This window comes from Streptomyces endophytica, assembly GCF_026153355.1.
GTDB classification, from domain to species: Bacteria; Actinomycetota; Actinomycetes; order Streptomycetales; family Streptomycetaceae; genus Streptomyces; species Streptomyces endophytica.
The window spans coordinates 1,307,583-1,321,547 of record NZ_CP110636.1 but is presented as its reverse complement, the minus strand read 5'-3'; the positions used below and the strand labels follow the sequence as shown (position 1 = coordinate 1,321,547).

Below are 13,965 nucleotides of genomic sequence, written 5' to 3'. Positions count from 1 at the left end.
CGCCTGGGTTTCGGCCCAGCGCCATACCGCTCATCCAGAGGGGCAGAGGGACACGGCCCGTTGAAGCCCCGGCAACCCTCCAGTCGGTCTCCGCGTACAGCGCGCGAGGCTCCCGGCTAGGGAAGGTGCCAAATCCGTCTCGCGACGAGATGCGTCGCGAGGAAGATGAGGAGAAAGGGCCTCGCCTCCATGGCTGTGCAAGTCACCGAATCCGCCGACAACGCGACCCCCGTCGCCCTGGGCCCCGCCGTAGCGCTGTCCTGCCGGGAGTGCGGTGAGCGCTTCGACCTCGGTCCGATCTTCGCCTGTGCCAGCTGTTTCGGGCCGCTCGAAGTCGCCTACGACCTGCCGAGCGGCGACCCCGAGGCCTTGAGGAAGCAGATCGAGGCCGGTCCGGACAACATCTGGCGCTACGCCCCGCTGCTCCCGGTCCCCGCCGACGTGGCCGACAAGCCGAACCTCAACCCCGGCTTCACCAAGCTCGTCAAGGCCGACCGGCTCGCCGCCGAGCTCGGCGTCACCGGCGGCCTGTACGTCAAGGACGACTCCGGCAACCCGACCCACTCCTTCAAGGACCGTGTCGTCGCGATCGCCGTCGAGGCCGCCCGCGCCTTCGGCTTCACGACCCTGTCCTGCTCCTCGACCGGCAACCTCGCCGGCGCGGTCGGCGCCGCGGCGCGCCGCGCGGGCTTCAAGTCCTGCGTCTTCATCCCGCACGACCTGGAGGCCGGCAAGGTCGTCATGGCCGCGGTCTACGGCGGTGACCTGGTCGGCATCGAGGGCAACTACGACGACGTCAACCGCTTCTGCTCGGAGCTCATCGGCGACCCGCTCGGCGAGGGCTGGGGCTTCGTCAACGTCAACCTGCGGCCGTACTACGGCGAGGGTTCCAAGACGCTGGCCTACGAGATCTGCGAGCAGCTCGGCTGGCGGCTGCCGGACCAGATCGTCATCCCGATCGCGTCCGGCTCCCAGCTGACGAAGATCGACAAGGGCCTCAAGGAGCTGATTGCCCTCGGGCTGGTCGAGGACAAGCCGTACAAGATCTTCGGCGCCCAGGCGGAGGGCTGCTCGCCGGTGTCGACGGCCTTCAAGGCCGGGCACGACGTCGTGCGCCCGCAGAAGCCGAACACCATCGCCAAGTCGCTGGCGATCGGCAACCCGGCGGACGGGCCGTACGTGCTGGACATCGCGCGCCGGACGGGCGGTGCGGTGGAGGACGTCAACGACGAGCAGGTCGTGGACGCGATCAAGCTGCTGGCCCGGACGGAGGGCATCTTCGCGGAAACCGCGGGCGGTGTGACCGTCGGCGTGACCAAGAAGCTCATCGACGAGGGTGTGCTCGACCCGGCGCTGACCACCGTCGTCCTCAACACGGGTGACGGTCTGAAGACGCTGGACGCGGTCGCACCGACCACCGGGCCCACGGCCACGATCCGTCCGAACCTGGATGCGTTCCGCGCGGCCGGCCTGGCCGGCTGAGCCCGCGTCGTTTCCGAACCCGTACTCCGTAATCCCGCTCCGGAAGGCAGAACCATGAGCGTCAAGGTCCGCATCCCCACCATCCTCCGCACGTACACCGGCGGCGAGGCCGAGGTCACCGCCGAGGGCGGGACCCTCTCCGAGGTGATCGCCGACCTGGAGAAGAACCACCAGGGCATCGCGGCCCGTGTGCTCGACGACGCCGGTAAGCTGCGCCGCTTCGTGAACGTCTACGTCAACGACGACGACGTCCGCTTCGAGCAGGGTCTGGAGACGCCGACGCCGGACGGCGCGGGCGTCTCGATCATCCCCGCGGTCGCCGGAGGCTGCTGACCCTCCGTCCGGGCCCGGCCGCGCGTCCTCTTGGCGCGCGGCGCCGTCCGGATAGTGATCGAACAGGCGTGGATTTGCGCCATCTCTCCCCCCGCTTGACCGGAATTGCCCCGTCCATCAAAAACGGACGGGGCAATTCCGTTTAGTGAAAGGGGATAGCATTGTGGCGATCTCCTCGCTGTATATGTCCCCGGGTATGCCGAGCGCATAAGAATCCGTGCTGAGTTGTGCTCAAAGTGTGTGCGGCATTTGTCGGTTAGGCACGCCTATGCCCGGCCCGGCTTGCCCGGGAGAATCGCGATTTCACCGCATATAGCCGATTCTCCGGCGCCAGAATTCTCGTCCGATTGACCTGTTGCGCTGGGCATCGGTCCAGATACATTCAGCGGCGGTCGACGCGTTCCGGCGCACACCCCACGGGCCTTTCGCGGGGTGAGGTCTGACCCGGGTCCGCGGAGTGCGGTCCTGCGCAAGGGCCAGTAATAGGGGAGTTAGGCATGGCTCAGGGCACCGTCAAGTGGTTCAACGCGGAGAAGGGGTACGGCTTCATCGCGGTCGACGGTGGTGCGGATGTATTCGTCCACTACAGCGCGATCCAGATGGACGGCTACCGCACCCTTGAGGAGGGCCAGCGGGTCGAGTTCGAGATCTCGCAGGGCCAGAAGGGGCCGCAGGCGGACATGGTCCGGGTGGCCGGCTGAGGCGCCGACCGACTGCTGCGTTGTGAAGGCCCGTACCCCTGAAGGGGGTACGGGCCTTCTGCCGTGCGCCTCGAAGGACGGACGGGCCTCCGCCTGCCCCCTCGATGGATGGGCCACGCCCAGAACGGCTTGCGCCCACCCGTCGCCCGACCGCCACCCCTCAATGACGCCCTCCGGGCGGCTTGTGCCCACCCGTCGCCCGACCACCACCCCTCAATGACGCCCTCCGGGCGGCTTGCGCCCACCCGTCGCCCGACCGCCACCCCTCAATGACGCCCTCCGGGCGGCTTGCACTCGCATGCCCCGAGTGCTAATCATTGGCGTTAGCACTCTCCGAGTGAGAGTGACAATGAAGGACCGGGTCGGTGAGGCCCGCGGGCCGGGTGGGGCAAGGAACCACAGCAGGTCTGCAGGTCGTCCGTCGCGGGCGCCAGCGCGGTCCGGAGCAATCCACCCCAGTCCGGGAGGACCACTTCACATGGCCAAGATCATCGCGTTCGACGAGGAGGCACGGCGCGGTCTCGAGCGCGGGATGAACCAGCTCGCCGACGCCGTCAAGGTCACCCTCGGCCCCAAGGGCCGCAACGTCGTCCTCGAGAAGAAGTGGGGCGCCCCCACGATCACCAACGATGGTGTGTCCATCGCCAAGGAGATCGAGCTCGAGGACCCGTACGAGAAGATCGGCGCCGAGCTGGTCAAGGAGGTCGCGAAGAAGACGGACGACGTCGCCGGTGACGGCACGACGACCGCGACCGTCCTGGCCCAGGCACTGGTCCGCGAGGGCCTGCGCAACGTCGCCGCCGGCGCCAACCCGATGGCCCTGAAGCGCGGTATCGAGAAGGCCGTCGAGGCCGTCTCCGCCGCTCTGCTGGAGCAGGCCAAGGACGTGGAGACCAAGGAGCAGATCGCCTCCACCGCCTCCATCTCCGCCGCCGACACCCAGATCGGCGAGCTCATCGCCGAGGCCATGGACAAGGTCGGCAAGGAAGGCGTCATCACCGTCGAGGAGTCCCAGACCTTCGGTCTGGAGCTGGAGCTCACCGAGGGTATGCGCTTCGACAAGGGCTACATCTCGGCGTACTTCGCCACCGACATGGAGCGTATGGAGGCGTCGCTCGACGACCCGTACATCCTCATCGTCAACTCCAAGATCGGCAACGTGAAGGACCTGCTGCCGCTCCTGGAGAAGGTCATGCAGTCCGGCAAGCCGCTGCTGATCATCGCCGAGGACGTCGAGGGCGAGGCCCTGTCGACCCTGGTCGTCAACAAGATCCGTGGCACCTTCAAGTCCGTCGCCGTCAAGGCCCCGGGCTTCGGTGACCGCCGCAAGGCCATGCTCGGTGACATCGCCATCCTCACCGGTGGCACGGTCATCTCCGAGGAGGTCGGCCTCAAGCTGGAGAACGCCGGTCTCGACCTGCTCGGCCGCGCCCGCAAGGTCGTCATCACCAAGGACGAGACCACCATCGTCGACGGTGCCGGTGACAGCGACCAGGTCCAGGGTCGCGTCAACCAGATCCGCGCCGAGATCGAGAACAGCGACTCGGACTACGACCGCGAGAAGCTCCAGGAGCGTCTGGCGAAGCTGGCCGGCGGCGTGGCCGTCATCAAGGCCGGTGCCGCCACCGAGGTCGAGCTCAAGGAGCGCAAGCACCGCATCGAGGACGCCGTCCGCAACGCGAAGGCGGCCGTCGAGGAGGGCATCGTCGCCGGCGGTGGCGTGGCCCTGCTGCAGGCCTCCTCGGTCTTCGAGAAGATCGAGCTCGAGGGTGACGAGGCCACCGGTGCCGCGGCTGTGAAGCTGGCCCTGGAGGCCCCGCTGAAGCAGATCTCGGTCAACGCCGGCCTTGAGGGCGGCGTCGTGGTGGAGAAGGTGCGCAACCTGGCCGTCGGCCACGGTCTGAACGCCGCCACCGGCGAGTACGTCGACATGGTCGCCGAGGGCATCATCGACCCGGCCAAGGTCACCCGCTCCGCGCTGCAGAACGCCGCCTCCATCGCGGCGCTCTTCCTCACCACCGAGGCCGTCATCGCCGACAAGCCGGAGAAGGCCGCCGCGGCCGCTCCGGGCGGCATGCCGGGCGGTGACATGGACTTCTGATCCACCGCGCCGGACCTCCGGCCCGCTGGACCAGAACGCTGATCCTCCCGGATCACACGTCCTGAACGCCGGGGCGGCACCCTCCTCCCAGGGGGTGCCGCCCCGGCGGCGTTTTTCCCCGGCCCGCCGCCGTGCCCTGAGCCTCCCGAGGCGAGGACGGCATGGTGGTTACGCTGTGCACTGGATTGGCTATGGAAAGTCACGGCCAAGGGTCTCGGGGTGGCCGCGCCCCCTGTGATCGCAAACGAAGGAGTATTCGTGCGAGCCAGGGTGCGTAGAGGTCTGATCAGGTCCGATGCGGACGGCGACTGATCATGTCCGGGCGAGAGCGGAACGCGAACCTGCCGGCGGGACGGGCGCGAGGCGATGACCGGGCGGTGCGCCCGCGGCGCGCGGGGGAGCTGCCGCAACGGGGTGTGGGCCGGTCCGGTGATCCGGGCCGCCGGGACGCCTGGGCGGCCCGGCTGCTCGCCGTGGCCGCCGTGCTCTACAACGGCTGGGTGCTGGAATTCGTGCTGTCGACCGGCCTCGACCCCCGGCACTCGTACGTCAGTGAGCTGTACGCCGCCGACCAGCCGCTGCGCGGTCTCTTCGGCGGCATCGAGTGCGTCTGCGCCGCCCTCGTCGTCCTGGCGGCGCTACTGGCGTACGGCCCGGCGGCGGGCGGCTGGTCCCGTGCCGGGTGGGCGGCGCTGGCCGGAATGGGGCTGTCGTCGCTGGCCGACGTGGCGCTGCCGATGCGCTGCGCGCCCTCACTGGAGCCCGGATGCGAGGCCGTGCACCCCTGGCACACGGCCACCAGCGCTCTGGCCCACTTCTTCCTCTTCGCGTCGATGGCGCTGCTCAGTCGCGCCGCCGTGGTCGAGCGCCCGCACCGGCAGCTGATCCGCCGCTGGGGGCCGCGGGTGCTGGCGCTGGCCCTGCCGGCCGCCGTGTGCACCGTGGGCCCGCTGTTCGGCCGGCCCGGTTGGCACGGCGTCCCGCAGCGTGTCCATCTGGTGCTGGTGGGTGTGTGGTTCGCGCTGCTGGCCGCCGAATCGCGCCGGTCGGCCGCGACGGCCCGGGCGTCCGCGGCAGCCCCTGCGGAGGTCCCGGCACCCGCGCCCACGCCCACGCCCTGAGGGGTCGTCACGCGGTGCGGGGGAGCCACTCGGGCGTCCCCGGCTTCTGCGGGTAGGGCGACGGCTCCCGCTCCGTTTCCGCTTCCCCTCCCCGTCGGCGGCGGACGTATCGAGGGCGGGTGCGCCGCAGTTCGGCGGCGTGCTGGCGTGCTGGCGTGCTGGCGTGCTGCCGTGCTGGGCCGGCCGGCCGGCCGGACGGGCGGGCGGGCGGCGGACGGTGCCGGGCGTCAACCGCAGGAGGTGACCTCACTCGTTCGAGGGTGGCGGGCGTCCGGAGGTCCGGCTATTTGACCGAACCGATCGATGGCCGCCTGCCGGACGCGTACGCTGCTCCGACGATGACCGAGTTTGTCGAAGAAGTCCGTTCCCGTGTGGTGCGCCTGCTCCAAATGGCCAACACCACGGACGACCGGCTGCGCAAGCAGATCATCGCCTATGCCGACGCGACCCCCGAGCCGCCGCTGATGGGCGCGGACGGGATCGGCACGACGGGCTGCCCCCGCTGCCGCCGCACGATGTGGCAGCAGCGGGACACCGAAGGGCCCGTCTGGGTCTGCGCGTTCTGCGGCCACGTCGAGGCGGTGTCGACCCGCGAGCACGAGGGGTCGGAGGCCTAGGCGGCACCCTGGCTTCCGGCCGGTGCCGGGGCGGCGGAGGGCGGCGCGGTGTGGGTCGCTGCCGCCGTTTCCGCTGCTGCCGCTGCTGCCGCCGAGACGGGCGCTTCCGGCGTTTCCGGTCTTTCTGCGGCTGCTTGCGTATGCGGCGTGTGGGGTGGGGCGTTGAGGTCGGTGCGCATCTGCTTGCTGAAGCCGAGGAAGTACGTCGCCAGGAAGCCGGTCAGATAGCCGACGGCCAGCCCCATCGCGTAGACCGCCAGTGTGGTGACGATGCCGTGGTTGCCCTGGACCAGGGGGAACAGCGCCCAGCCGGAGGGGCCGATGGCGGTGGCGCCGACGGTGTCGCCGAGCTGGTGGAAGAGGCCGATGAACCCGCCGCCGAACGCGCCGCCGAGACAGGCCGTGACGAAGGGCCGCCCGAGGGGGAGCGATACGCCGTAGATCAGCGGCTCGCCGACACCCAGGAAGCCCGCGGGCAGGGCCGACTTGATGGTCGTACGGATCGAGCGGTTGCGGGGGAGGCGGACGTAGACGGCGAGGGCGGCGCCGACCTGGCCCGCGCCGGCCATGGCGAGGATCGGCAGCAGGACGGTGTAGCCCTGCTGCTGGATGAGGGTGGTGTGCAGCGGGATGAGGGCCTGATGGAGGCCCAGCATGACGAGGGGGAGGAAGAGCCCGCCCAGCAGGAAGCCGGCCGCCGCGCCGCCGTGCGCGAGCAGCCAGGTGGCGAAGGACCCGAAGGCGGTGGCGGCCTCACCGGCGACGTACATCAGGCCGAAGAGCGTGACCAGGCCGGTGATCAGGACGGTCAGGGTGGGGGTGAGGAGGACGTCGAGCGCCTCGGGGATTCTTCTGCGGCAGTGCTTCTCCACCTGGACGGCGAGCAGCGCGGCGGCCAGTGCGCCCAGGACGCCGCCCTGGCCCGGGGAGAGAGGGCGGCCGAAGGCGGTGATGTGGGCGACGCCGGGGAAGACGATGACCGCGGCGACCGCACCGCCGAGCACCGGTGTCCCGCCGAACTCCTTGGCGGTGTGGTAGCCCACGAACACCGCGATCAGCGACATGAAACCGGAGGCGATGGCGGTCAGGGCGGGGACGACGGACGGCAGCCAGCCGAGGTTGGTGAGCAGGCCGTTGATCCCGGCGACGATGCCGCAGCCGATCAGTGCGGGGATCAGCGGGACGAAGATGTTCGCCACCCGGCGCAGGAACAGCTTGACCGGGGTGGCGTTCCGCGCCTTCTGGCGCGCCTTGAGCGCGGCACCCGCCGCGGCGAGCTCCTCGGCGGTGGCGGGCGGGGCGGTGGCGGCGGGGTGTGTGGTGCCGGTGGGCCGTGCGTCGGCCGGGGCCGGGGCCAGGGTCTGGGCGGTCGCTGTCGCTGCGGCTGTCGCTGTCGGTGTCGCGGTCTCCGGTTCCGTGGCGCGGGCCTGGTCCAGCAGGGTCTCGAACGCGGGGGTGACCCGGGCGACCGCGCCGGGCCCCAGCACGATCTGGTACGTGGACCCGTCCTCGACCACTCCCATCACGGCGGGCAGCGCCTTGAGGTCCTCGTCCCGGACCAGGGAGCGGTCCCGGATGCCGAGGCGGAGCCGGGTCATGCAGTGGGCGACGGAGGTGACATTGGGGGCGCCGCCGACCAGTGGGAGGAGCGCGGCGGCGGTGGCGCGGTGGGCGTCTTCGGGCATGTGCGGTGCCTTGCTGTGCGGACGAACCGGGGCGGGGTCAGCGGGCTCGGGCTGCTTCCAGGGCCGCGCGCAGGTGGCCGTCGGAGGCGGCGAGGAGGCGGGCGGCGGCCGGGCCGTCGACGCCGGCGAGCAGGGTGAGGATGGCGTTCTTCACCTCGCCGTCCGTTATGGCCAGCGCGGTCTCGATCTCGGCGTCGGTGGCGCCGGTGGCGAGCGCGACGATCCGCCGCGAGCGGGCCCGCAGCTTGTCGTTGGAGGCGCGGACGTCGACCATCAGATTCCCGTAGGTCTTGCCCAGCCGGATCATGGTGATGGTCGAGAGCATGTTGAGCACGAGCTTCTGCGCGGTGCCCGCCTTGAGCCGGGTCGAGCCGGTCAGCAGCTCGGGGCCGACGACGATCTCGATGCCGTGCTCGGCGGCCGCGGCCAGGGCCGAACCGGCGTTGCAGGACAGGCCGATGGTCAGCGCGCCGCGGGCCCGGGCGTGCTCGACCGCGCCGACCGCGTACGGGGTGCGGCCGGAGGCCGAGACGCCGACGACGGTGTCCCGCTCGGTCAGCCCGATCGCGGTCAGGTCCTCGGCCGCGAACTCCTTGCTGTCCTCGGCCCCTTCGACGGCCGTGACCAGCGCGGACGGGCCGCCGGCGATCAGGCCGAGGACCTCGGAGGGGTCGGTGTTGAAGGTCGGCGGGCATTCGCTGGCGTCCAGCACCCCGAGCCGGCCGGCCGTGCCGGCGCCGGCGTAGACCAGCCGGCCGCCACGGGCCATCCGGGCGGCGGTGGCGTCGATGGCGGCGGCGATCTCGGGGAGCCGCCGGGCGACCGCGGCGGGGACGGTGGCGTCCTCGTCGTTCATCGTGCGGGCGATGTCGAGGGTGGCGCGGCGGTCGATCTCGGCGAGGTCGGGACGGAACGCCTCGGTGGTGAGGCCGTCCAACTCGGCGCGCAGATCGGCGTAGTGGGGGTGGTCGGCGGTGGAGGTCATGGCTCGGCGGCTCTTTCCGGGTCGGGCGCACACCGCCCCCGTGCGGCGGGCGGCGGTCAGGGCTGGTGGCGGTGGGCCAGCGCCTCGTAGGAGGCGGAGAGGGCGGGGGCGGCGGTTTCGTACGTCCGCTGCGCGACGCCTATGAACAGGCAGTCCACGACCAGCAGTTGGCTCGTCCGGGAGGACATCGCGGCCGGGCGCAGCTCGCTCTCGCGCGCGGTGGAGGTGGTCAGGATGTGGTCGGCGTACGCGGCGATCTCGCCGTCCGGGCGGCCGGTGATGGCGATCGTCGTCGCGCCGTGGTCGAAGGCCACCCGCAGCGGCTCTATGACGTCGGTGGTGCGGCCGGAGTGGGTGATCGCGAGGGCGACGTCACCGGTCCGCATCTGCACGGCGTTCGTCACCGCGAGGTGGGGGTCGGCGTGCGCATGCGCGATCAGGCCGATGCGCAGCAGCTTCTGGGCGAGGTCCTGGCCGACGAGGTTGGACGCGCCGATGCCGTACACATCGATCCGGCGGGCGGACGCGAGCGCGGCGACCGCCGCTTCGAGCTGGCTGACGTCCAGCGCGGCCGCGGTGTCGGCCAGGCACTGCTGCTCTTCCTGGGCCAGCTTGGCGACGACGTCGACCAGGGAGTCGTCGACCGCTATGTCGGCCGTCACCGCGGGCGCGCCGCCGGCCGCCTGCTGCGCGGCGAGCGCGGCGAGCGCCAGTCGGAGGTCGCGGTAGCCCGGATAGCCGAGCAGCCTCGACGTGCGTACGACGGTGGCTTCGCTGGTGCCGGTGCGCTCCGCGAGGCCGGTGACGGTCAGTGCGGCGCAGCCGGCCGGGTCGCTCGCGACGGTCTCGGCGACCCGCTGCATGGAGCGGGTCATCGTCGGCGCGAGGGTGCGGACCTTGGCGGCCAGCGCCGCGGGGGCGGGTGGGGCCGGGGCCGGTCGGGTCTCGACGGCCACGCCCTTGAAAGTTTCCTTCAGGCTGCTGCTCACGCTTGAAAAGTAATTTCATCAGCGGCGTTGCGTCAATCCCCTCCGCGAGGGCTGTGGACAACGCGCGGCCTCCGCCGCCGGGCCTGTGGACAACGTCGAGCGGCGTCCGGCGCGCGGGAGACAATGGGGGGCATGGAGCTGGAACAGGCATTGCACGCCGCGCGGGCGCTGGTGCTCGCCGACCTGATGGCGGACGAGGTGGCCGACGCCGACATCGTCTCGCTCGTGGAGGACGCGGTCGTCCACCGCCGGTGGTGGGTGGAGCAATGGCCTGAAGGCGCGGCGTTCGTCGCGGGACTGATAGCGCAGGACGTCCAGGACGCCCTCCTGGAGCGGTACGGCCGCTGGCCGCTGTGCCCGGTGTGTACGGAGTCGGGCGACCCCCATGCCCTCGATGTGGAGCCGGAGTTGGGGCCCGACCCGCACTGGGTCTGCCCCAAGACGGCGGTCGCGGTCGCCCGCGTCGGCCGGCTCCGTGCCCCGGCGGAAGGCTGAGGTGGCCGTTGGCGATCTACATAGACCCGCCGATATGGCCGGGGCACGGCCGTATGTGGTCGCACCTGGTCAGTGATGTGTCCTTCGCCGAGCTGCACGCCTTCGCCGCGAGCATCGGCGTGCCCCGGGGCGCCTTCGAGCGCGACCACTACGACCTGCCGGCCGAGCGGTACGACGATGCGGTGCGCGCCGGGGCCGTGGAGGTCGGCAGCAAGGAACTGCTGCGCCGGCTGACGGCCGCCGGCCTGCGCCGGCCCAAGCACCGGCCGGCGCGCCTGCCGTAGGGACGTGACCTGTAGGGACGCGAGCCGTGTGGACATGACCCGTACGGACGCGAGCCGCATGGACGCGGCCCGGCGCGCCTGTCGGTGCGCCGGGCCGTTGTCACAGAGGTCGGGCGTTTTCTCGCGGTCTCCCGAGTTGCCTTGCGGTATCTGGGCTGTTTCGCCCTGCCTGGAGCCGCTTCGCCGTCCCTGGAGCCGCTTCGCCGTCCCTAGAGCTGCTTCGCGGTCTCCGACGCGGTCGTCGTGACGGCCGCCGCGCCCGCCGTGCCGGTCGTGCCCGCGGTGCCCGTCGTGCCCGCGGTGCCCGTCGTGCCCGCGGTGCCCGTCGTGCCCGCCGTTCCGGACGACGCGATCAGCCGCGAGCGGTTCGTCGTGCGGTGCAGCCGGAAGGCGACGGCGGTGGTGAGGACCGCGACCGCGGCCAGCACCGCACCGGTCCAGGCCACGGACGGGTAGCCCCAGCCGGCGCCGATGGCCAGGCCGCCGAGCCAGGGGCCGACGGTGTTGCCGATGTTGAAGGCGGCGGTGGTGGTCGCACCGGCCAGCGTGGGCGCGGCGTTCGCCACGTTGAACATCCGCGCGTTCAGGGCCGGGGCCGTGGTGAACGCGGTCACCCCGAGCATCAGCGACAGCGCGATCGCGGCCACCGGGCTGTGGGCGGTCAGCGCCAGTACGGCCAGGACGACCGTGGACGCGGAGATGCCGCCGAAGAGCGTCCCGAAGAGATGGGCATCGGCGATCCGGCCGCCGATGAAGGTGCCGATCAGCGCGCCGACGCCGAACAGTGCCAGCACCGTGGGCACCCAGCTCTCGGCGAGCCCGGCGGTGTCGGTCAGCAGCGGCGAGAGGTAGGAGAACAGCGCGAAGACCGCGGCGGCGTTCATGGCCGTCGCGGTCAGCGCCAGCCACACCTGCTTGTCCTTGTAGATGGTCAGCTCGCGGCGCAGCTGCGGGCGGTCGTCGCCGGTCGGCACGCTCGTCCGCGGCACCAGCGCGACCACGCCCAGCAGCCCCACCGCGGCGAGCCCGGCCACGGCCCAGAAGGCCGCCCGCCACCCGGCGTGCTGCCCGAGCAGGGCGCCGGCCGGGACACCCGCGATGTTGGCGATGCTCAGCCCGCCGACCATCACGGCCATCGCCCGGGCCCGCGCGGTCACCGGGACCAGCGAGACCGCCACCGCCGCACCGACCGCCCAGAAGCCCGCGCAGGCGAGCGCGCTGACCACCCGGGAAGCGAACAGCACGCCGTACGACGGGGCCAGCGCGCCCGCCACCTGGCCGAGACCGAAGACCGCGAGCAGCGCGATCAGCGTCGTACGGCGCGGCAGGCGGAGGGTGGCCGCGGCGAGCACGGGCGCGCCCACCACCATGCCGATCGCGAAGGCCGACACCAGGAGCCCGGCCTGCGGAATGGAGACCCGCAGATCACGGGCCAGCGGCTGGAGGATCCCGGACAGCATGAACTCGGACGTGCCGAGGGCGAAGACGGAGAGGCCGAGGATGTAGACGGCGACGGGCAGGCGGGCACGGTCGGACGGTGCGGGAGCTGGCATGTCAGCTACTAACAGCGATAGGACGCCTTACATTCCCGTCGCCGGTGCCGCCCTTCCGGTCAGCCGCCGCCGGACAGCAGGTCCAGCTCGGTGGCCAGGTTGCGGCGGGCGAGGTGTTCCCACCGGTCGTAGCCCTGCGGGGTCCTGAACAGGCGTGGCAGCGCCAGGAGTTGGCGCAGTACGGCGGAGCGGCCGGCCGCGAAGTCCGCGTCGGGCACGAAGGCGTACTCGTCACGGACCGAGGCGGCGTAGGCGGCGTACGCGTCGGGCGAACCGGCGAGCACCGCGAGATCGGCGTCACACAGCACCTCGCCGTCCGGGTCGTCGGGCGCCGGGTCGTGGGTGACGGTGAGCCGCACCAGCCGGGCCACCTCGGCCGTACGGGCCGCGCCGACGCCCAGTTCGGGCAGTGCCCGCTCGGCCAGGGCCGCGCTGCGCTCCTCGTTCTCCGAGCGGTCCGGCCGGTAGACCGCGTCGTGGAACCACGCCGCCAACTGGACGACGGGTACGTCGTCGGCGTGCTCGGCGAGTTCGTCGATCCGGTCGAGGACCGCGGCCAGGTGGGCGACGGTGTGGTACCGCCGCTGCGGCTCGCTCCAACGGGAGAGCAGGTTGTCCGCATACGGGGCGGGGTCGGGGGCCGGGGGGCCTCCGGGCGCGGCGGACCTCCTCGTGCCGCGGGCCGCGGCGACCGTGGCGGCCCAGCGCGTGCGCAGCTCCGGTACCGGGTCGATGGTGCTGCCTGCCGTACGGGACACGGACGTCATGCGAATCATTGTGCCTTGCGCCTGGCGACCCCGTAGGCTGGGAATATTGGACTAGACCTGTTGGGTGGTGTGCGGACGCAGGGCTCCGCGCCACTTGTCGCCGAAGGATTGGGGTCATATGAGCAAGCGCGCGCTCCTGGAGGTGATCGCGCTCGGCCCGCAGGACGCGGTCGCCGCCCAGGAAGGCGGTGCCGACCGCCTGGAGCTCGTCACCGACATGGCGGCCGACGGGCTCACGCCCGCGACGGCCACCTTCGCGGCGATCCGGGCGGCGGTCGATCTGCCGCTGCGGGTGATGCTGCGGTCCGCCGACGGGTTCGCGGCCGGCGATCTCCCGGCGCTCTGCGGCCGGGCCGCGGCCCTGCGGGAGGCGGGGGCCGAGGAGTTCGTCCTCGGGTTCCTGACGCCGGACGGGCGGCCGGACCTCGCCGCGGTGACGGCGCTGGCCGACGTGATCGACGGCTGCTCCTGGACCTTCCACCGCGCCATCGACCGGGCCGCCGACCGGGACGCGCTGCGCAAGGAGCTGGCCGGCATGACGAGCGCCGGGCTCGACACCTATCTGACCGCCGGTGATCCCCAGGGCGTGGCGGCCGGGCGGGCGGTCCTGGTGGCCGAACAGGCGCGTACGGCCGCGGGCGAGCCCGGGTACGCGCCGCGCATCCTGGTGGGCGGCGGCCTCGGCCTCGACCACGTCCCGGCGCTGCGGGCGGCCGGCCTCGACGCCTTCCACATCGGCGGCGCCGCCCGCCCCGACGGCTGGTCCGCACCGGTCGACGCGGCCGCGGTACGGCGGTGGCGCGAGGCGCTGGACCAGGAGGCGGAGCGACCGGTTCCGCTGGGGTGACCGGA

At 72.0% G+C, this 13,965-nt stretch carries 14 protein-coding genes and 1 riboswitch; of the genes, 9 read left to right on the top strand and 5 right to left on the bottom strand.

What is annotated here, in order from left to right; genetic code table 11:
* Positions 1-27: 27 nt before the first annotated feature.
* Positions 28-172, top strand: a riboswitch (SAM riboswitch).
* Between the two features lie 17 nt (positions 173-189).
* The 6 genes from thrC to OJ254_RS05885 all read left to right on the top strand — a co-directional run bounded on the left by thrC (position 190) and on the right by OJ254_RS05885 (position 6,355).
* Positions 190-1,482: a threonine synthase gene (thrC, locus tag OJ254_RS05910; protein ID WP_265361527.1), complete on the top strand. Its 1,293-nt coding sequence runs from the start codon at positions 190-192 to the stop codon at positions 1,480-1,482.
* A gap of 54 nt (positions 1,483-1,536) precedes the next feature.
* On the top strand, positions 1,537-1,815 hold the full coding sequence (locus OJ254_RS05905) for a MoaD/ThiS family protein (RefSeq protein ID WP_265361526.1): 279 nt from the start codon (positions 1,537-1,539) through the stop codon (positions 1,813-1,815).
* Between the two features lie 497 nt (positions 1,816-2,312).
* Positions 2,313-2,516, top strand: coding sequence for a cold-shock protein (locus OJ254_RS05900; protein ID WP_003986833.1), 204 nt, complete (start codon positions 2,313-2,315; stop codon positions 2,514-2,516).
* Between the two features lie 478 nt (positions 2,517-2,994).
* Entirely contained in the window at positions 2,995-4,617 is a 1,623-nt protein-coding gene (gene groL, locus OJ254_RS05895; RefSeq protein WP_265361525.1) for a chaperonin GroEL, read from the top strand.
* Positions 4,618-4,994: 377 nt separating this feature from the next.
* Positions 4,995-5,738 carry a DUF998 domain-containing protein gene (locus tag OJ254_RS05890; RefSeq protein WP_265361524.1) on the top strand — a complete coding sequence of 248 codons (744 nt, stop codon included), beginning with the start codon at positions 4,995-4,997 and terminating at the stop codon, positions 5,736-5,738.
* A 389-nt stretch (positions 5,739-6,127) separates the two neighbouring features.
* Positions 6,128-6,355 (top strand): hypothetical protein, encoded by a 228-nt coding sequence (locus tag OJ254_RS05885; protein WP_265361523.1) that lies wholly within the window; start codon positions 6,128-6,130, stop codon positions 6,353-6,355.
* Here the strand turns inward: OJ254_RS05885 and OJ254_RS05880 are convergent.
* The 3 genes from OJ254_RS05880 to OJ254_RS05870 are packed head-to-tail and all read right to left on the bottom strand — an operon-like array spanning position 6,352 to position 10,014.
* A complete protein-coding gene (locus OJ254_RS05880) occupies positions 6,352-8,040 on the bottom strand; it encodes a PTS transporter subunit EIIC (RefSeq protein ID WP_265361522.1) in 1,689 nt (562 codons plus the stop codon). The genes OJ254_RS05885 and OJ254_RS05880 overlap by 4 nt on opposite strands.
* Positions 8,041-8,077: 37 nt before the next feature.
* A complete protein-coding gene (gene murQ / locus OJ254_RS05875) occupies positions 8,078-9,025 on the bottom strand; it encodes an N-acetylmuramic acid 6-phosphate etherase (RefSeq protein ID WP_265361521.1) in 948 nt (315 codons plus the stop codon).
* Positions 9,026-9,081: 56 nt separating this feature from the next.
* Positions 9,082-10,014: a MurR/RpiR family transcriptional regulator gene (locus OJ254_RS05870; protein ID WP_423835840.1), complete on the bottom strand. Its 933-nt coding sequence runs from the start codon at positions 10,012-10,014 to the stop codon at positions 9,082-9,084.
* A gap of 132 nt (positions 10,015-10,146) precedes the next feature.
* Here OJ254_RS05870 and OJ254_RS05865 point away from each other — a divergent pair, with 132 nt between their 5' ends.
* Together OJ254_RS05865 and OJ254_RS05860 are read left to right on the top strand one after the other, a co-directional pair.
* Positions 10,147-10,509: a hypothetical protein gene (locus OJ254_RS05865; protein WP_261956202.1), complete on the top strand. Its 363-nt coding sequence runs from the start codon at positions 10,147-10,149 to the stop codon at positions 10,507-10,509.
* An 8-nt stretch (positions 10,510-10,517) separates the two neighbouring features.
* On the top strand, positions 10,518-10,793 hold the full coding sequence (locus OJ254_RS05860) for a DUF4031 domain-containing protein (protein WP_265361520.1): 276 nt from the start codon (positions 10,518-10,520) through the stop codon (positions 10,791-10,793).
* Positions 10,794-11,002: 209 nt separating this feature from the next.
* Here the strand turns inward: OJ254_RS05860 and OJ254_RS05855 are convergent, their stop codons facing one another.
* Positions 11,003-12,346 carry a Cmx/CmrA family chloramphenicol efflux MFS transporter gene (locus tag OJ254_RS05855; protein WP_265361519.1) on the bottom strand — a complete coding sequence of 448 codons (1,344 nt, stop codon included), beginning with the start codon at positions 12,344-12,346 and terminating at the stop codon, positions 11,003-11,005.
* 59 nt (positions 12,347-12,405) lie between these two features.
* On the bottom strand, positions 12,406-13,113 hold the full coding sequence (locus tag OJ254_RS05850; RefSeq protein WP_265361518.1) for an HD domain-containing protein: 708 nt from the start codon (positions 13,111-13,113) through the stop codon (positions 12,406-12,408).
* A 118-nt stretch (positions 13,114-13,231) separates the two neighbouring features.
* On the opposite strand from OJ254_RS05850, the gene OJ254_RS05845 reads away from it, so the two are divergent.
* On the top strand, positions 13,232-13,960 hold the full coding sequence (locus OJ254_RS05845) for a copper homeostasis protein CutC (RefSeq protein ID WP_265361517.1): 729 nt from the start codon (positions 13,232-13,234) through the stop codon (positions 13,958-13,960).
* Positions 13,961-13,965 lie beyond the last annotated feature (5 nt).